18 protein-coding genes are annotated in these 16,735 nt (G+C 58.9%); 9 read left to right on the top strand and 9 right to left on the bottom strand.

Translation table 11 applies throughout. The features are described 5' to 3' along the window. Positions 1 to 74: 74 nt before the first annotated feature. Positions 75 to 1,475, top strand: a complete 1,401-nt coding sequence (locus tag AB7M25_RS01130; RefSeq protein WP_454236899.1) for an aminoacyl-tRNA deacylase and HDOD domain-containing protein — start codon at positions 75 to 77, stop codon at positions 1,473 to 1,475. 97 nt (positions 1,476 to 1,572) lie between these two features. Here AB7M25_RS01130 and AB7M25_RS01125 read toward each other — a convergent pair whose 3' ends face one another. Then, the gene (locus AB7M25_RS01125) at positions 1,573 to 1,956 is read right to left on the bottom strand and encodes a helicase (RefSeq protein ID WP_116579764.1); all 384 of its coding nucleotides are present in this window, start codon (positions 1,954 to 1,956) and stop codon (positions 1,573 to 1,575) included. A 375-nt stretch (positions 1,957 to 2,331) separates the two neighbouring features. Between AB7M25_RS01125 and AB7M25_RS01120 the strand changes: the two genes are divergently transcribed. From AB7M25_RS01120 to AB7M25_RS01110, 3 genes are all read left to right on the top strand, one after another. Then, positions 2,332 to 2,724: a DUF6124 family protein gene (locus AB7M25_RS01120; protein WP_429387006.1), complete on the top strand. Its 393-nt coding sequence runs from the start codon at positions 2,332 to 2,334 to the stop codon at positions 2,722 to 2,724. A 267-nt stretch (positions 2,725 to 2,991) separates the two neighbouring features. Next, positions 2,992 to 4,404, top strand: coding sequence for a PAAR domain-containing protein (locus tag AB7M25_RS01115; RefSeq protein ID WP_429517468.1), 1,413 nt, complete (start codon positions 2,992 to 2,994; stop codon positions 4,402 to 4,404). Further along, positions 4,401 to 4,787, top strand: coding sequence for a hypothetical protein (locus tag AB7M25_RS01110; protein ID WP_429517466.1), 387 nt, complete (start codon positions 4,401 to 4,403; stop codon positions 4,785 to 4,787). The genes AB7M25_RS01115 and AB7M25_RS01110 overlap by 4 nt, the downstream gene beginning before the upstream one ends. Positions 4,788 to 4,942: 155 nt before the next feature. On the opposite strand, the gene AB7M25_RS01105 is transcribed toward AB7M25_RS01110, so the two are convergent. The 3 genes from AB7M25_RS01105 to AB7M25_RS01095 all read right to left on the bottom strand — a co-directional run bounded on the left by AB7M25_RS01105 (position 4,943) and on the right by AB7M25_RS01095 (position 6,750). Beyond that, positions 4,943 to 5,218 (bottom strand): HU family DNA-binding protein, encoded by a 276-nt coding sequence (locus AB7M25_RS01105; protein WP_003195589.1) that lies wholly within the window; start codon positions 5,216 to 5,218, stop codon positions 4,943 to 4,945. Positions 5,219 to 5,412: 194 nt separating this feature from the next. Continuing rightward, entirely contained in the window at positions 5,413 to 6,561 is a 1,149-nt protein-coding gene (locus tag AB7M25_RS01100; protein ID WP_007975199.1) for an NAD(P)/FAD-dependent oxidoreductase, read from the bottom strand. Between the two features lie 18 nt (positions 6,562 to 6,579). Continuing rightward, on the bottom strand, positions 6,580 to 6,750 hold the full coding sequence (locus tag AB7M25_RS01095) for a rubredoxin (protein WP_218473074.1): 171 nt from the start codon (positions 6,748 to 6,750) through the stop codon (positions 6,580 to 6,582). 199 nt (positions 6,751 to 6,949) lie between these two features. Between AB7M25_RS01095 and AB7M25_RS01090 the strand changes: the two genes are divergently transcribed. Then, a complete protein-coding gene (locus tag AB7M25_RS01090; RefSeq protein ID WP_429386995.1) occupies positions 6,950 to 7,513 on the top strand; it encodes a chorismate--pyruvate lyase family protein in 564 nt (187 codons plus the stop codon). Next, positions 7,513 to 8,403 carry a 4-hydroxybenzoate octaprenyltransferase gene (ubiA, locus tag AB7M25_RS01085; protein WP_429517464.1) on the top strand — a complete coding sequence of 297 codons (891 nt, stop codon included), beginning with the start codon at positions 7,513 to 7,515 and terminating at the stop codon, positions 8,401 to 8,403. The genes AB7M25_RS01090 and ubiA overlap by 1 nt, the downstream gene beginning before the upstream one ends. A 78-nt stretch (positions 8,404 to 8,481) precedes the next feature. On the opposite strand, the gene AB7M25_RS01080 is transcribed toward ubiA, so the two are convergent. Continuing rightward, positions 8,482 to 8,865 (bottom strand): COG4315 family predicted lipoprotein, encoded by a 384-nt coding sequence (locus AB7M25_RS01080; protein WP_104450295.1) that lies wholly within the window; start codon positions 8,863 to 8,865, stop codon positions 8,482 to 8,484. 152 nt (positions 8,866 to 9,017) lie between these two features. Here AB7M25_RS01080 and phoB point away from each other — a divergent pair, with 152 nt between their 5' ends. The 3 genes from phoB to AB7M25_RS01065 all read left to right on the top strand — a co-directional run bounded on the left by phoB (position 9,018) and on the right by AB7M25_RS01065 (position 12,533). After that, positions 9,018 to 9,707: a phosphate regulon transcriptional regulator PhoB gene (gene phoB / locus AB7M25_RS01075; RefSeq protein WP_003229608.1), complete on the top strand. Its 690-nt coding sequence runs from the start codon at positions 9,018 to 9,020 to the stop codon at positions 9,705 to 9,707. 75 nt (positions 9,708 to 9,782) lie between these two features. Then, positions 9,783 to 11,069: a phosphate regulon sensor histidine kinase PhoR gene (gene phoR, locus AB7M25_RS01070; protein WP_238540821.1), complete on the top strand. Its 1,287-nt coding sequence runs from the start codon at positions 9,783 to 9,785 to the stop codon at positions 11,067 to 11,069. 123 nt (positions 11,070 to 11,192) lie between these two features. Then, on the top strand, positions 11,193 to 12,533 hold the full coding sequence (locus AB7M25_RS01065; protein ID WP_007975205.1) for a hemolysin family protein: 1,341 nt from the start codon (positions 11,193 to 11,195) through the stop codon (positions 12,531 to 12,533). Positions 12,534 to 12,703: 170 nt separating this feature from the next. On the opposite strand, the gene AB7M25_RS01060 is transcribed toward AB7M25_RS01065, so the two are convergent. The 4 genes from AB7M25_RS01060 to pstB all read right to left on the bottom strand — a co-directional run bounded on the left by AB7M25_RS01060 (position 12,704) and on the right by pstB (position 16,585). Continuing rightward, positions 12,704 to 13,600 carry a peptidoglycan DD-metalloendopeptidase family protein gene (locus AB7M25_RS01060; RefSeq protein WP_429517463.1) on the bottom strand — a complete coding sequence of 299 codons (897 nt, stop codon included), beginning with the start codon at positions 13,598 to 13,600 and terminating at the stop codon, positions 12,704 to 12,706. 209 nt (positions 13,601 to 13,809) lie between these two features. Beyond that, on the bottom strand, positions 13,810 to 14,712 hold the full coding sequence (locus AB7M25_RS01055) for a response regulator (protein ID WP_429560979.1): 903 nt from the start codon (positions 14,710 to 14,712) through the stop codon (positions 13,810 to 13,812). A gap of 168 nt (positions 14,713 to 14,880) precedes the next feature. Continuing rightward, on the bottom strand, positions 14,881 to 15,642 hold the full coding sequence (phoU, locus tag AB7M25_RS01050; RefSeq protein WP_015097389.1) for a phosphate signaling complex protein PhoU: 762 nt from the start codon (positions 15,640 to 15,642) through the stop codon (positions 14,881 to 14,883). Between the two features lie 109 nt (positions 15,643 to 15,751). Continuing rightward, positions 15,752 to 16,585 carry a phosphate ABC transporter ATP-binding protein PstB gene (pstB, locus tag AB7M25_RS01045; protein ID WP_015097390.1) on the bottom strand — a complete coding sequence of 278 codons (834 nt, stop codon included), beginning with the start codon at positions 16,583 to 16,585 and terminating at the stop codon, positions 15,752 to 15,754. Positions 16,586 to 16,735 lie beyond the last annotated feature (150 nt).

The raw sequence follows: 16,735 nt of genomic DNA, 5'->3' as shown, positions 1-16,735 counted from the left end.
CGTCACAGTTTCTGAGGCGTGGCCTTAGGCAAGCTGGTTATACTCCTGCAATTGTTTAATCACGGATACAGACCATGACCGACGTTGCCTTCGCACCCGATACCCCGCACGCTCCGTCGGTTATTCGGCTGATGCTGGGCAAGTTGGGCATTGCCTACGAAGAAGTGTTGGAGCATCACGGCCTCAATGCCGCACGCAAAGTGCAGGCCGTTCTGCTCGATGACAGCGTCGGCGCGTTGATGGTGTTGTTCCCGCAGAGCCAGTTGCTGGACCTCAATCGCCTGACCGAACTCACCGGTCGCCGCCTCACTGCCGTACCCACCGAGCGCCTGAAAAAAATGCTCGGCAAGCACAACCTCAGCTTGCTGCCGGGCCTGCCAGCGCTGACCAGTTCACCCTGCCTGTACGACGAAAGCCTGCTGCGTGAGCCGAAGTTGCTGATCAACTCTGGTGAGCCGGGCGTGCTGCTGGAAGTCTCCAGCGAAGACTTCAAGACCATGCTGATCAAGGCCAGCGCCGCCAACTTCGGCGAAAATCTGACCAGCATCCGTCCGAACCTCGACCGCCCCGATGACGACCGCAAGGAAATCACCCAGGCCGTCCAGGCGTTTACCGCGCGGCGCATCCAGCAGCGTCTGGAAGAGACCATCGAAATTCCGCCGCTGGCCGAAACCGCGCAAAAGATCATCAAACTGCGTGTCGACCCCAACGCCACCATCGACGACATCACCGGCGTGGTCGAAACCGACCCGGCGCTGGCCGCGCAAGTCGTGAGCTGGGCGGCGTCGCCGTACTACGCTTCACCGGGCAAGATCCGCTCCGTGGAAGACGCCATCGTGCGCGTGCTGGGCTTCGACCTGGTGATCAACCTGGCGCTGGGCCTGGCCCTGGGTAAAACCCTGAGCCTGCCCAAGGACCACCCGCAACAAACCACGCCGTACTGGCAGCAATCCATCTACACCGCCGCAGTCATCGAAGGCCTGACCCGCGCCATGCCGCGCGCCCAGCGTCCGGAAGCCGGCCTGACCTACCTGGCCGGCCTGCTGCACAACTTCGGCTACCTGCTGCTGGCCCACGTGTTCCCGCCACACTTCTCGTTGATCTGCCGCCACCTGGAGGTCAACCCGCATCTGTGCCACAGTTTCGTGGAACAACACCTGCTGGGCATCAGCCGTGAACAGATCGGCTCGTGGCTGATGCGCTACTGGGACATGCCCGAAGAGCTGTCCACCGCCCTGCGCTTTCAGCACGACCCGGCCTACGACGGCACCTACGCCGAATACCCGAACCTGGTCTGCCTGTCGGTGCGTCTGCTGCGCAGCCGAGGCATCGGCTCCGGCCCCGACGAAGACATCCCGGACGCACTGTTGGAACGCCTCGGCCTGAGCCGCGCCAAGGCCGAAGACGTGGTCAGCAAAGTGCTGGAAGCTGAAGTGCTGCTGCGAGAACTGGCGTCGCAATTCAGCCAAGGCTGAAAGCAAAGCGGGCAAGCCACGCGCCCACATGATTCAAGCGATCCCTGTGGGAGCGGGCTTGCCCGCGATGAATATCACTCGGTCTAACTGAAAGACCTCAAGCCTTGGGCTTCGCCTTCTTCGGCTTCAAATACTTGGTCAACCCCTGGAACCAGATCACCAGCGCCGGGTTGCCCTTGATCTGAATCGATTTGTCCTGAATCCCCGTCATGAACGCCAGTTGCTTGTTCTTCGCCTGCATCGTGGCAAAGCCATACGCGGCATCTTTAAAGGCAATCGCAAACGCAGGCTCAGCATGCACACCCGATTGGCTGGTGATGCGCTGGTCCTTCACACGGAATTGCCGCGCCACTTTCCCGTCCAGGGTCTGCAGCTGGAACACCAGGTCCTTGTCACCCAACTGCTGCTGAAACGCCGGATTGGTCCGGCTGGCCTTACCCATCAAAAAACCCAGCATCCACAGCAGAAAACGAAATTTCATGCGCACAGCCTCAGAAGGAAAATGAACGGCCGGGGCAGTTTAACGGCTTCAGGCGATAACACCAGTATCTACTTGCGTTAGAAGAAGATCATAACCATTGCCCGCACGATGACTACCAAGTCACAATTATCCAAGTATCCCTTCAAACCACTCCCACACCAAACGAAACACATTCTCTGGAGCTGCCGAAGGCTGCGATCTTTTGATCTTCAACCCTGCAAACCTATCGGAAATTTCCTTCAAAATGCTGAGCCATACATGAACTAGGCGAATTTTGGATTCATCGATAACCTCTGATCATCGCCGCCAAAAACGGCGACCGGATGTGCAAGTCCGAAATCGGGAGCAAAACCTCTTAACCAAGGATTTACGCCAATGACTCCGATACCCGACGCATCCGAAAACGAAGCCACATCCCCCTACGAATCCCTCGATTCCAAAAAACTCCACGAAGCCGCCGAACGCGCTCTAGATCAATATCTCGCCCCACCAAAACAAACACCAACGAAACGCAGCGGCCAACTCTTCAGCGTCTGCCCGGACATCAATACCGAAGCACTGCTGGCCAACGCCTCGGAAGATCTGCTGTCCATCAGCGCCATCGCCGCTGACCTGGCCGATAATGTAGACGGCTCGCGCCGCTCAGTAGCCCTGGCGATCAGTCGCGTGGCTGAGGGGGCGCATTTGCTGGTAGAGCGAGCTCTCGATCATCTGGATGAGCCGGAAATGGTGGCGATTCTCACAAGGAAATCAAACCAAGCCAGCTAACTCGCCAAAAAGGAAAAGCGACCCCGATTGTTGCCGTCACTTTCGGGGTTTTAAGGCAAGTCTCTACCGCCCTCCTTAAAAGCCAATTCCCACTCACTTCTCCCTTTCCCAAATTTGCGTAGGAAGCTTCCTGTTCTCCCTGCTCCGTCTTGAATAACTTTCTTGCCCACGTACTTTGTGCGCGCCCGCTCATTCCTGAGTCGGTGCCATTCATGTAACCGCAACACGCGTCCTGTCTGGCGCGTGAATAGACACGGAGTGCACGCAATGACAAAGGGATACTTCATTCGTGAGGGTGACAAGACCACCTGCGGTGGCAAAGTTCTGGAGGCCGATACGCACATCACGATGTTTGGCTTCGCGCACGCGCGCGACGGGGACCGGGTTTCCTGCGGAAAAGACAATAAAACCTACGTCATCACTGGCGGTGTTTCATACATCAAAAGCAACGGCAGGATGGTGGCGGGATCGCTGGATAGCTTCAGTAGTTGTCCTTGCAAAGCCGGGCTTATCCCATCGCAGTCCACGGCGAAGTACGAGTCCAACCGCAGTGCGGAACCACACACTATGCGGACCACCACTGCGCAGGCTTCGCCCGCCGCAGCCAGCGCTCCGGTCGCGTCACGATCATCCAGCTACGCCCCTGCACCAAGCTCTCCCATGCCGATGCGTGACAACAGTGCACAGACTGTAGAGCCCGGCTTTTACATCGTTCCAAAGAGCACCACCCGCGAACAACTCGAGGCCTCATTGTTCACCCTGCGCGACCCGGCGGTGATGGGCAAATTCAAACTGCTTAATCCCAATCTGCGCGACGTCAAAGCCGGCTCGATGATCGTGCTGAGCGACCCGAACAACTATCAGTGCACCCGTGAAGAAGCCCTGCTGATGGATGTGGCGGCCAGGACAAATCAAATACTGGAAACGCTTAGCCCGGAAGAAGCGAATTTCATGGTGCAGCACCGTGATGCCATCCAGACCTTCCTGGGCCATGGCTCGACCGCAGTCGGCGTCGGCGCGAGTATTCTCAAAAACAACCTGGATAACGTAGGCAATTCCTTGAGGGATATTGAAGCGTTGCAACAAAATGCGCTCCAGAGAGATGGGCACCTGCGCTCGCCAACGTTCTTTGCAGAGCGCCAGCGTCTGCTCGCACAACTGAACAGCCATATGACGGCACTGACCCGCAAAGGCATTGGACTCCCTGACCATATCAATTTGAAAAAGGCACTGGGCATTTCCAGTCAAAGCCTGGTTCACCTCTGGACCGACGCCAGTCCTGCGGGGCAAATACCGGGTTACGCCACCCATCTTGAAGGTGTGGCGAAGGCTTCTAAATACGTTCAATACGGCGGTTGGTTGGGTACTGCCATAGGCGGTGGAGCGTCGGCGCTGAAAGTTCAAGATGTGTGTGCTGCAGGGAACCCCGAAGCCTGTGAGCGGGTTAAGTTTACTGAGACGGGGAGTTTTGTTGGAGGGGTCGCTGGAGGCATATTTGCAGGAGCATTAAGTGCCCACGCTGTCGGCGGACTCTGCGTAGGTCTTGGTATTACTACAGGAGGTTTAGCTACTCTAGGTTGCGCCGTTTTGATAACAGGAACCGCCTCTCTATCAGCTGGCTACGCCGGGGGCAAGGTTGGGGAAACAACAGCTGAAAAAATATATGAGTCTGTTAAGTGAGCCTGAACACAGCGGATAAATTATTCCTAGTTATGGGAGTGCTCGACATCTCAGGCTTACTCGCAGGTATTGGTTATATGTTGTATATGGCCAACACAAAAATGGAAATCCTGTTGAGTTGCTTTAAAAACAGCTCCGGTGTAACAGCCATGAACTCATTTAGACACGGTGGTCCGTGGGGGAAAATAATGATCATTGGAGGAATATCCGGCTTTGTGACGTTCTCGAATTTTTACATTAAACGAGGCAGCCTCGACACTGGAGATTTAAAAAATCTACCTATCTCACTCAAGCGCGAACTGGTTATTTTACAGTGGACTGGAATTGCCTTACTACTTATTCTGTTTAGCCTCGCGGCGGTGACAGAGCTAGAGTTAGTCTAATTAGTAGCGACTCATTGGAAAAATAACTGGCCACATTGAATAACAAACATCTACGTCACCGCCCATTAACTAGGGCTCAAAAAAATGGGCACCCAACTTTAGTTGGCGTGCCCATTTTTATTCCGCTCCCCCGCAATGCAGGTTCGGGAATTAGATTACGGATTAACACTATCCTTCAACGACTTACCCGGTTTGAACGCAACGGTGTTGCTGGCCTTGATTTTGACGGGTTCACCGGTTTGCGGGTTTTTGCCGGTGCGGGCACCGCGATGGCGTTGCAGGAAGGTGCCGAAGCCTACCAGCGTCACGCTGTCTTTGCGGTGCAGGGCACCGGTGATTTCTTCAAGAACGGCGTTGAGAACGCGGTTGGCTTGTTCTTTGGTGAGGTCTGCTTTTTCAGCAATGGCTGCAGCGAGGTCTGGTTTACGCATGTGAGTGAAGCCCCTTTGACGGTTTGTTGTTGTTATGTCCGTGCTGCTCTCTGCGGAGCAGCGCCAAAAGCGCCGCAGGTGCTCTACTCTGCGGCAGACGGGAGTGAGGATGGCACGCAGTGAGGCCCCGCGCCAGTATCGGCGCGGCCATTGTTAGGGCAAAAGGGGGGTGATTCCGACAGAACGACCGGTATTTATGCCAACAGGGCTGGAAGCTCTTTGTTCAGGGCCAGTTTTTCCATCACGGCGGCGCCTGTGAGGGCATAACCGAGCAGTTTGCCTGCGGCATCGCGGCATAAAACCTTGATGTCGGCGCCCTGCCCTTCGACGGTCCAGATGCCTTCTGCGCCCCGTGGCGGCGGGGACACCACCAGCGGGCACACCGGTGTTTTGACGGTGATAGGCATCGGGCCATAGGTGACGGCGGTCGGGTTGCCGGCCAGGGTTTGCGCCAGCGCTCGCGCACAGCTCATCAGGGGCATCACGTACAGCAGGTTCAGCCCATCGACCTCGGCACAATCGCCCAAGGCGTAGATGTTGGCGTGGGAGGTCTTCAGGTGCCGGTCGACCATGATGCCGCGGTTGACCTGCAAACCGGCCGCTGCCGCCAGGTCGACACGCGGGCGCAAGCCAATGGCCGAGACCACCACGTCGCACGGGATCACCTGGCCATCGGACAGGTGCGCTTCCAGACCGTCCGCCACGCGTTGCAGGCGATTGAGTACCGGCCCGAGGTGGAAACGTGCACCGAGGCTTTCCAGGCCAGCCTGCACCGCAGCCGCAGCCGCCGGGTGCAACAGGGTCGGCATGACTTGTTCGCACGGTGCAACCAGTTGCACTTCGTAGCCGCCCAGGGTCAGGTCGTTGGCGAACTCACAACCGATCAGGCCGGCGCCCAGCAGCAGCACGCGGCGCTTGCCAGCGGCTGCCGCACGGAAACGTGCGTAATCTTCCAGGTCGTTGATGGGGAATACGCAATCCGCCGCGTCACCTTCAATGGGCACGCGCACGGTTTCGGCGCCCCAGGCCAGGATCAGGTCGCGGTACATCACCGCTTCTTCACCGATCCACAGGCGCTTGTGGCCCGGGTCAATGCCGCTGATGCGCGTGTGGGTGCGTATTTCGGCCTTGAGTTGTTCGGCCATGGCGCCGGGTTCGGCCATGCTCAGGCCGTCGGCATCCTTGTTTTTGCCGAAGCCGGTGGAGAGCATCGGCTTGGAGTAGGAGCGCCCGTCATCGGCGGTAATCAAAAGCAGCGGGGTTTCGCTGTCGAGCTTGCGAAACTCGCGGGCGACGTTGTAGCCAGCCAGACCGGTGCCAATGATGACGACAGGTGCGTTCATTCCTTACTCCTCAATTATTCAGGCAGCGATTTCGATCATTTCAAAATCCATTTTGCCCACACCGCAGTCCGGGCACAGCCAGTCTTCCGGCACGTCTTCCCAACGGGTGCCCGGCACAATGCCGTCATCCGGCCAACCGTCGGCTTCGTTGTAGATCAGGCCGCAGACGATACATTGCCACTTTTTCATCAGGTACTTCCTCAGGGTTCAGGCGTTTTGCCGGCCGGACGGTCGATGGTTGTAGCACTGCCGTCCAGTTCAGCGCGTTTTGTACTGATCGATGCCGCCGGATGCAAGCCTGTTCGGCGCAACGGCAGGCCAATTCAATCGATATCGGCGGCTGACATGTTAAGCTCGCCGCCTCATTTGCTGCCAATAATGACTCATTGTGCAACACACAGAATCCCCCTCTCCAGCTCCTCTCTGGCTCTCGCGCAGCGAACTGACGCCCCTCCCCGATGCTTCTATCCTGGACTGGCTGTTCGACGAAGGCTCGCTCACCCGACGCCTGATTCATCTGTCGAATGATGCCTTCAGCGTCTCGCCAATGTTCGAAGGCTGGCAAACCCTGCGCGCCGACGAATGCGCAGCGCTGGACCTGGCCGACGGCAGTGAAGGCTGGGTGCGCGAGGTGTATCTGCGCGGTCATGGTGAAGCCTGGGTGTTCGCCCGCAGCGTCGCGGCACGCAGTGCATTGCAAGGCGACGGCTTGCACATGGACGAATTGGGCAGCCGCTCCCTGGGTGAATTGCTGTTCTGCGACCAGGCCTTTCAGCGTCGGGCCATCGAAGTTTGTCATTATCCTCAAGAATGGCTGCCGAGTGAGGTGCGGGCGCCGGGTCTATGGGGCCGCCGCTCACGTTTTGACCGCGGCGCGTTGAGTGTACTGGTGGCCGAAATCTTCCTGCCTTCCCTATGGGACGCCGCACGCGCCCAATCGGAGAACCTCTGATGTACCAAAGCCTGCTCAAGTCCTTGAACCGCGTGAACCCTCGGGCCTGGGACTTCATTCAGCTGACGCGCATGGACAAGCCGATCGGCATTTACCTGCTGCTGTGGCCGACACTGTGGGCGCTGTGGATTGCCGGCAAGGGTTCGCCGTCCCTGGCCAACATTGTGATTTTCGTCCTGGGCGTAGTGCTGACCCGCGCCGGTGGCTGCGTGATCAACGACTGGGCGGACCGCAAGGTCGATGGTCATGTGAAACGTACCGAGCAGCGCCCGCTGGTGAGCGGCAAAATCAGCTCGAAAGAGGCGCTGGTGTTCTTCGCATTGCTGATGGGCATCAGTTTCCTGCTGGTGCTGTGCACCAACGCTGCGACCGTGTGGCTGTCGCTGGGCGGCCTGGCGCTGGCGTTCAGTTACCCCTTCATGAAGCGCTACACCTATTACCCGCAAGTGGTGCTGGGCGCGGCGTTTTCCTGGGGCATGCCGATGGCCTTTACCGCAGAAACCGGTGAATTGCCGGCCGTTGCATGGCTGCTGTGGATCGCCAACCTGATGTGGACCGTGGGTTACGACACGTATTACGCGATGACCGACCGCGATGACGACCTCAAGATCGGCGTGAAATCCACGGCAATCCTGTTCGGCGATGCGGACCGGGCGATCATCCTGACCCTGCAAGGACTGGCGCTGGGCTGCCTGTTGCTGGCGGGTTCGAAGTTCGACCTGGGTGGCTGGTTCCACCTCGGATTACTGGTAGCGGCGGGCTGCTTTGCGTGGGAATTCTGGTACACCCGTGACAAGGACCGGATGCGTTGCTTCAAGGCTTTTTTGCACAATCACTGGGCGGGATTGGCGATTTTCGTCGGGATTGTGCTGGATTACGCGTTGCGTTGAGGCATCAAAAAGATCGCCGCCTTCAGCAGCTCCTGCAGAGCAACGAAGGCAGCGATCCAGTGCGGCAGGCTACGACCGTTACATATGCTCGCGAACGACGTGCCAGACGTCTTTTTTCTTGTCGCCTGTCATGTCTCCGGGTTTTTTGTCGTCCTCGTAGTAGTACAGCGGCTTGCCGTCATAGGCCCATTGCATCTTGCCATCGTCACGCTTGATGACTGTCCATTTACCTTCGGCCTTGGCACCCGCCGGCGCCATCATTGGCGGCCAGTATTTGGCGCAGTCGCCGTTGCACATTGACTTGCCGCCCGCGTCCTTGTCGAACGTGTAGACCGTCATGCCTTTGTGATCGACCATCATGCCGTCTTTCATCATCGCCGGGTCGGCGGCAAAGGCCAGTGTCGGCAGCGTTAACGCAGCAGTGACCAGCAAAGCCTTCCAGGATTGAGCAATGTAGTTCATGGAAACCTTCCTTTTGTGGTTGTCAGGATTCGGAATTAGAGCTTAGCCCAGGATCCAGCCAATCGCCGGTCAACTAAAATACTGTCACACGACTGCAATAATTCCGTTATCTAATGCGGCGCAAGACAGTTAAATGACAAGAGGATTAAGGCATGGTTGGCAGGAGCATTCTGATCGTCGACGACGAAGCGCCTATTCGCGAAATGATCGCCGTTGCGTTGGAAATGGCCGGCTATGACTGCCTGGAGGCTGAAAACTCCCAGCAGGCCCACGCCATTATCGTCGACCGCAAACCGGACCTGATCCTGCTCGACTGGATGCTGCCCGGCACGTCCGGCATCGAGCTGGCCCGTCGGCTCAAGCGTGATGAACTGACCGGGGACATCCCGATCATCATGCTCACCGCCAAGGGTGAAGAGGACAACAAGATCCAGGGCCTGGAAGTCGGCGCCGACGACTACATCACCAAACCGTTTTCCCCCCGTGAGCTGGTGGCGCGCCTGAAGGCCGTACTGCGCCGTGCCGGCCCGACCGATGGCGAGGCGCCCATCGAAGTCGGCGGCCTGCTGCTGGACCCGATCAGCCACCGCGTGACCATCGACGGCCGTCCCGCCGAGATGGGCCCGACCGAATACCGCCTGCTGCAATTCTTCATGACCCACCAGGAGCGCGCCTACACCCGTGGCCAGTTGCTGGATCAGGTCTGGGGCGGCAACGTCTATGTCGAAGAGCGTACCGTCGACGTGCACATTCGACGCCTGCGCAAAGCCCTCGGCGATGCTTACGAAAATCTGGTACAAACCGTGCGCGGCACTGGCTACCGGTTCTCAACCAAGGCCTGATGATCGCAGCGGTTCCACTTTCAAGGACGTATTTTTTTCGTGAACCAAAACTGGCATGGCACCCTGATTCGCCACATGCTGCTACTGGTCACCGCCTGCCTGGTGATCGGCCTGATCACCGGCTATTACGGCTGGAGCCTCGCCGCAGGCCTGGGTCTTTACCTGGCCTGGACCCTCAAGCAATTGCTGCGTCTGCACGAGTGGCTGCGCCTGCACAAACCCGATGAAGCGCCACCCGACGGCTACGGCCTGTGGGGCGAGGTGTTCGACAGCATCTACCACCTGCAGCGCCGCGACCAACGGGTACGCGGGCGCCTGCAAGCGGTGATCGACCGGGTTCAGGAATCCACCGCCGCGTTGAAAGACGCGGTGATCATGCTCGACACCGACGGTAACCTGGAATGGTGGAACCGCGCCGCCGAAACTCTGCTGGGCCTCAAGACGCCACAGGACAGCGGCCAACCGGTGACCAACCTGGTGCGCCATCCGCGCTTCAAGGAATACTTCGAGCAAGACAGCTACGCCGAGCCGCTGGAAATTCCTTCGCCGACCAACGACCGCGTGCGCATTCAGCTGTACATCACCCGTTACGGCAACAACGAACACTTGATGCTGGTGCGCGATGTGACGCGCATCCATCAGCTTGAGCAAATGCGCAAAGACTTCATTGCCAACGTTTCCCATGAACTGCGCACACCGTTGACGGTGATCTGCGGCTACCTGGAAACCCTGCTCGATAACGTCGACGAGGTGAACCCGCGCTGGGGCCGTGCCTTGCAGCAGATGCAGCAACAAGGCGGTCGCATGCAGACCCTGCTCAACGACCTGTTGTTGCTGGCCAAGCTGGAAGCCACCGATTATCCATCGGACAACCAGCCGGTGCCGATCGACGGCTTGCTGCAATCGATCAAGAGCGACGCGCAGCAGTTGTCCGGCCAGAAAAACCAGAAAATCACCCTGGAAGCCGACCCGACGATTCTGCTCAAGGGCAGCGAGGCGGAGTTGCGCAGCGCGTTTTCCAACCTGGTGTTCAACGCAGTGAAATACACCCCGGCCGAAGGCAACATCCGCATTCGCTGGTGGGGCGATGACCAGGGGGCACATCTGAGCGTGCAGGATTCCGGGATCGGCATCGATAACAAACACCTGCCCCGCCTGACCGAACGGTTCTATCGCGTCGACTCCAGCCGCAACTCCAATACCGGTGGCACCGGCCTGGGGCTGGCGATCGTCAAACACGTTTTGTTACGTCATCGGGCACGGATGGAAATCAGCAGCGTACCGGGCCACGGCAGTACCTTTACCTGCCACTTTGCGCCGGCTCAGGTCACCCAATCACGGGTTATCAGCACCGCCGACTGATACCGGCCAGCACGCGCCACTAGGCAACCGCCCAGTCAGCCGCTACATTGGCTGACTTGCGTCTGCCTTTCAGGCGCGATTCTTACTTCCCTCTCGAATACACGGAACCCGCAAAACTCCATCATGGACCCTTCCCCTGGCTTGACCCTCGCTACAATTTTCGCCGACTTCGGCATGATTCTTTTTGCTCTGATCCTGGTTTTGCTCAACGGCTTTTTCGTTGCGGCGGAATTTGCCATGGTCAAGCTGCGCTCGACCCGAGTCGAGGCCATCGCTGATAAAAACGGCTGGCGCGGGCACATCCTGCGTACCGTGCACAGTCAGCTCGATGCGTACCTCTCGGCCTGTCAGCTCGGTATCACCCTCGCCTCCCTCGGCCTGGGTTGGGTCGGTGAACCCGCGTTTGCCCACATTCTTGAGCCGGTGTTGAGCGCTGTCGGCGTTGAATCGGCCGAAGTGGTCAAAGGCATCTCGTTCTTCACCGCGTTCTTCATCATTTCGTACCTGCACATCGTGGTGGGCGAACTGGCCCCGAAATCCTGGGCGATCCGCAAACCCGAATTGCTGTCGCTGTGGACCGCCGTGCCGCTGTACCTCTTCTATTGGGCCATGTACCCGGCCATCTACCTGCTCAACGCCAGCGCCAACACCATCCTGCGCATTGCAGGGCAAGGTGAACCCGGCCCGCATCATGAGCATCACTACAGCCGTGAAGAGCTGAAACTGATCCTGCACTCCAGCCGTGGCCAGGACCCGAGCGACCAAGGCATGCGCGTGCTGGCCTCGGCGGTGGAAATGGGTGAACTGGAGGTGGTCGACTGGGCCAACTCCCGCGAAGACCTGGTGACCCTGGAGTTCAACGCACCGCTCAAGCAGATCCTGGCGATGTTCCGTCGCCACAAGTTCAGCCGCTATCCGGTGTACGACAGCGAACGCCAGGAGTTCGTCGGCCTGCTGCACATCAAGGATCTGCTGCTGGAACTGGCGGCGCTGGACCACATTCCCGAGTCGTTCAACCTCGCCGAACTGACCCGCCCGCTGGAGCGCGTGTCGCGGCACATGCCGCTGTCGCAGTTGCTGGAGCAGTTCCGCAAGGGCGGCTCGCACTTCGCCGTGGTCGAAGAGGCCGACGGCAACATCATCGGCTACCTGACCATGGAAGACGTGCTGGAAGTGCTGGTGGGCGACATCCAGGACGAACACCGCAAGGCCGAGCGCGGGATCCTCGCGTACCAGCCGGGCAAGTTGCTGGTGCGAGGCGATACGCCGCTGTTCAAGGTTGAACGACTGCTGGGCATCGACCTCGACCACGTCGAAGCCGAAACCCTTGCCGGGCTGGTCTATGAAAGCCTCAAGCGCGTTCCGGAAGAGGAAGAAGTGCTGGAAGTCGAAGGCCTGCGGATCATCATCAAGAAGATGAAGGGGCCGAAGATTGTCCTGGCCAAGGTGTTGATGCTCGACTGATCTGTGGCTGACGGACTTTTTGTGGCGAGGGGGCTTGCCCCCGTTGGGCTGCGAAGCGGCCCTGAATCCAGGGAACACGTTTTTGCTGAAATACCGCGATCAATGGTTTGGGGACGGCTTCGCCCTCCAACGGGGGCAAGCCCCCTCGCCACAATTGATCGCGATCGCCTTCACTGCTTGCCCAACGCAAAGTTGGGCAGCGCGCCCACCGGCTGGTTGAACTGATACGGAATCGACACCAGCCCCAGCCCGGTATTGCGCTGCACCACGAAGTGCAAATGCGGCCCGGTGCTGTTGCCGGTGTTACCGGACAACGCCAAAGCACTGCCTACCGTTACCCGCTGACCTTCCCGAACGCAGACCGAACCTTTTTTCAGATGCAGGTAAACACCCATGGTCCCGTCATCGTGCAGCACCCGCACGAAATTGCCGGAGGCATCGGTGCCGCGCCCGCTCTGTCTGTTCTCGGTTTTCACCACCACCCCACCTCGCGCGGCAATGATCGGCGTGCCCTCGGGCATCGCGATGTCCATGGCGTAACGGCTCTTGGGGCCAAAGTGGCTGTAGGGCCCGTTGGCACCCTGACTGATCCGGAACGGGCCGCCACGCCAGGGCAACGGGTACCGATAGCCCACCATGGGTCCTGAAGGGTCGCCCAGGGAATACTTGAACTGCGGGACGTACGCGAGGGGCCTTCCACCTTTGGCCGCCGTGAGCTGCGCCAGGCGAACGCTGCTGCGCAGTGGTATCACGCGCCGAATCGTCCGCCCCGGCACACCGCTGGCGTTCTTCACCCCGGTAAAACTCAATTCGACCTCTACCGGCGCATACAGGTCATTGCGCACATACACGCTGTGCACGTCGTTCTTCTTCGTGATGATGAGGCGCACCTGACGCTCAAGGTGCTCGACCATGCCATCGCGGAAAACGAACACATGGGCGCCTTTGCTGGGGCGGTCGCTGTAGGAAACCACGCCATTGGCGTCTTTGGACTTGTAGATGGTCATGGCCACGGCGGAGGTGGCGACCATGAACAGGCCACAGAAAAACAGCAGGCGCGTGAACATGGGCAAGGAATCTGTCGAGTGGGAACTGAGATGGAGCCTAGCAGCTGCTATGGACCCGGGTAGTCGGCAGATGTTTCAAAATGGGCCGTTCAGAAGATTTTTGACAAAGCCAATGGCCCCTTCGCGAGCAAGCCCGCTCCCACATTGTAATGCATTTCAAATGTGGGAGCGGGCTTGCTCGCGAAGACGGACTGACAGGCGACGTTGTATCAAGCGCCAGGAATGAAGTGCTTCTGCGCCGTCCCCCGCGCAATCAGGCGCGAGATGTAATCGAGCTTCTGCGCATCCTGATCGACAAAGCGGAAGGTCAGTTGCAGCCAGTCGCTGTCGGGCTTCGGTTCGTGGGCCACGACGGCATGCAGATAGCCGTTGAGGCGGGCGATTTCGGCATTGTCGCCCTGCTCCAGGTCCAGCACGGCGCTGTCGAGGATCTGCGGCAAGGTCTCGGTGCGCTTGACCACTAACAGGGCTTCCTTGAGGCTCAGGGCCTTGATCACGCACTGCTGGATGCCGTTCGGCAAACGCAGTTGACCCTGGCCACGGCCGCTGGCGGGTGCTGAAGAGGCCGCAGGCGCCTTGACCGGCGGGCTGCTGAGCAAGCCTTTGGACGGTGCGGGCGGGACTGTTGGCGTGGTGACGGGAGCCTTGCCAGCGGTCAAGGCGGCCAGGGAGTCGTTGGCGAATGCAGGGCTGGTTTTGGTCGCGGCTACGCTGATCAAGGCATCGAGTTTGCCGACCTTGTGCAGCGCCTGCTTGACCTTGGTGATCAGCTGTTCGTTGGTGAACGGTTTGCTGACATAACCGGATACCCCGGCCTGGATCGCCTGGACGACGTTCTCTTTGTCGCCGCGGCTGGTCACCATCACGAAGGGCATGGCTTTGAGGCTGTCTTGCTCACGACACCAGGTCAGCAGTTCCAGGCCGGACATTTCCGGCATTTCCCAGTCGCACAGGACCAGGTCGAATGCTTCCTTGGCCAGCATGGCCTGGGCTTTTCTGCCGTTGATCGCGTCTTCGATCCGCATGCCCGGGAAATAATTGCGCAGGCATTTTTTCACCAAGTCACGAATGAACGACGCGTCGTCCACGACCAACACACTGACCTTACTCATCCACCACCCCTTTAAAAAATCCCGGCCAGCATACCGCCTTGCTGATGGCACATTGCCAAAAAACCTTCAGTCACGCCGGACTTTTCGTTCACGGGTGCTGCTTTTCGAATGCGTAGGCCACAAACAAAAACGCCCGGCCAACAGGCCGGGCGCTTTACTTGGGCAACCTTACTTATCGTCAGTTTTGCCCGGAACATTAGCGGTTTCGCCGGTTGTTCCTTCGACTTCTTCCTTCATGCGCTTGAGACCCAGGTGTCGCACGTCGGTGCCGCGTACCAGGTAGATCACCAGCTCCGAGATATTGCGCGCGTGGTCGCCGATACGTTCCAGCGAACGCAGTACCCAGATAATGCTCAGAACCCGCGAGATAGAACGCGGATCTTCCATCATGTAGGTCGCCAGCTCACGCAGGGCGGTCTTGTATTCGCGGTCGATGATCTTGTCGTACTGCGCCACCGACAAGGCCAGCTCGGCATCGAAACGGGCAAAGGCGTCCAGTGCATCACGGACCATGTTACGCACCTGGTCACCGATGTGGCGCACTTCGACGTAACCGCGCGGCGCCTCGCCTTCTTCGCACAGCTGGATGGCGCGACGGGCGATCTTGGTCGCTTCGTCACCGATGCGCTCCAGGTCGATCACCGATTTGGAAATGCTGATGATCAGTCGCAGGTCGGACGCTGCCGGCTGACGACGGGCCAGAATGCGCAGGCATTCTTCGTCGATGTTGCGTTCCATCTGGTTGATCTGGTCGTCGATCTCCCGCACCTGCTGGGCCAGGCCGGAGTCGGCCTCGATCAGCGCGGTGACCGCGTCGTTGACCTGCTTCTCGACCAGCCCGCCCATGGCCAGGAGGTGGCTGCGCACTTCCTCCAGTTCGGCGTTGAACTGCTGGGAGATGTGGTGTGTAAGGCCTTCCTTAGAAATCATGTTGTCTGCTCCGCAAAAGCTGTGAGCTGCAAGCTACAAGCTGCAAGCTGATGTGTTGTACCCGAACTGCCCTGACTTGCCGCTTGAAGCTTGCGGCTCGTAGCGGCTGCTAGCCGTAGCGACCGGTGATGTAGTCTTCGGTCTGCTTCTTCGCCGGATTGGTGAACAGGGTGTCGGTGTCGCCAAATTCCACCAGTTTGCCCATGTACATGAACGCGGTGTAGTCGGAAACCCGCGCCGCCTGTTGCATGTTGTGGGTCACGATGACGATGGTGAACTTGGATTTCAGTTCGTAGATCAGCTCTTCGACTTTCAGCGTGGAGATCGGGTCGAGTGCCGAGCAGGGTTCGTCGAGCAGCAACACTTCCGGCTCAACGGCGATGGTGCGGGCGATCACCAGACGCTGCTGCTGACCACCGGACAGACCCAGTGCCGACTCGTGCAGGCGATCCTTGACTTCGTCCCACAGCGCCGCACCTTTCAACGCCCACTCAACGGCTTCGTCCAGCACGCGCTTCTTGTTGATGCCCTGGATGCGCAGGCCGTAAACCACGTTTTCGTAGATGGTTTTCGGGAACGGGTTGGGCTTCTGGAACACCATGCCGACGCGACGACGCAGCTCGGCCACGTCTTCGCCCTTGCGGTAGATGTTGTTGCCGTACAGGTTGATCTCGCCTTCGACGCGGCAGCCATCCACCAGGTCGTTCATGCGGTTGAAGGTGCGCAGCAGCGTCGACTTGCCACAGCCGGACGGGCCGATGAAGGCGGTCACGCGCTGCTTCGGGATGTTCATGCTGACGTCGTACAGCGCTTGTTTCTCACCGTAGAACAGGCTCAGGCCAGGTACTTCGATGGCGACGGTTTCCTGCTCGAGGCTCAGGCTCTGTTTATCGCGACCCAGTGCCGACATGTTGATGCCGTGGGTATGTGCTTCGTGCTGCATGGGAGGCTCCCTGTGCTAACAAATTCGGTTCGTTTAACCGCTGGTCCAGCCAGCGGGTTACTCAAAATTCATGTCTGGCTGAGGCCCCTGTGGGAGCTGGCTTGCCAGCGATGGCATCACTGCGGTGTTACCGATCAACCGCATCGTCTG

The sequence above is a fragment of the Pseudomonas sp. AP3_22 TE3818 genome (genome assembly GCF_053628995.1).
Note: the sequence above shows the minus strand (reverse complement) of the source record. Positions and strands in the feature narration are given on the sequence as shown.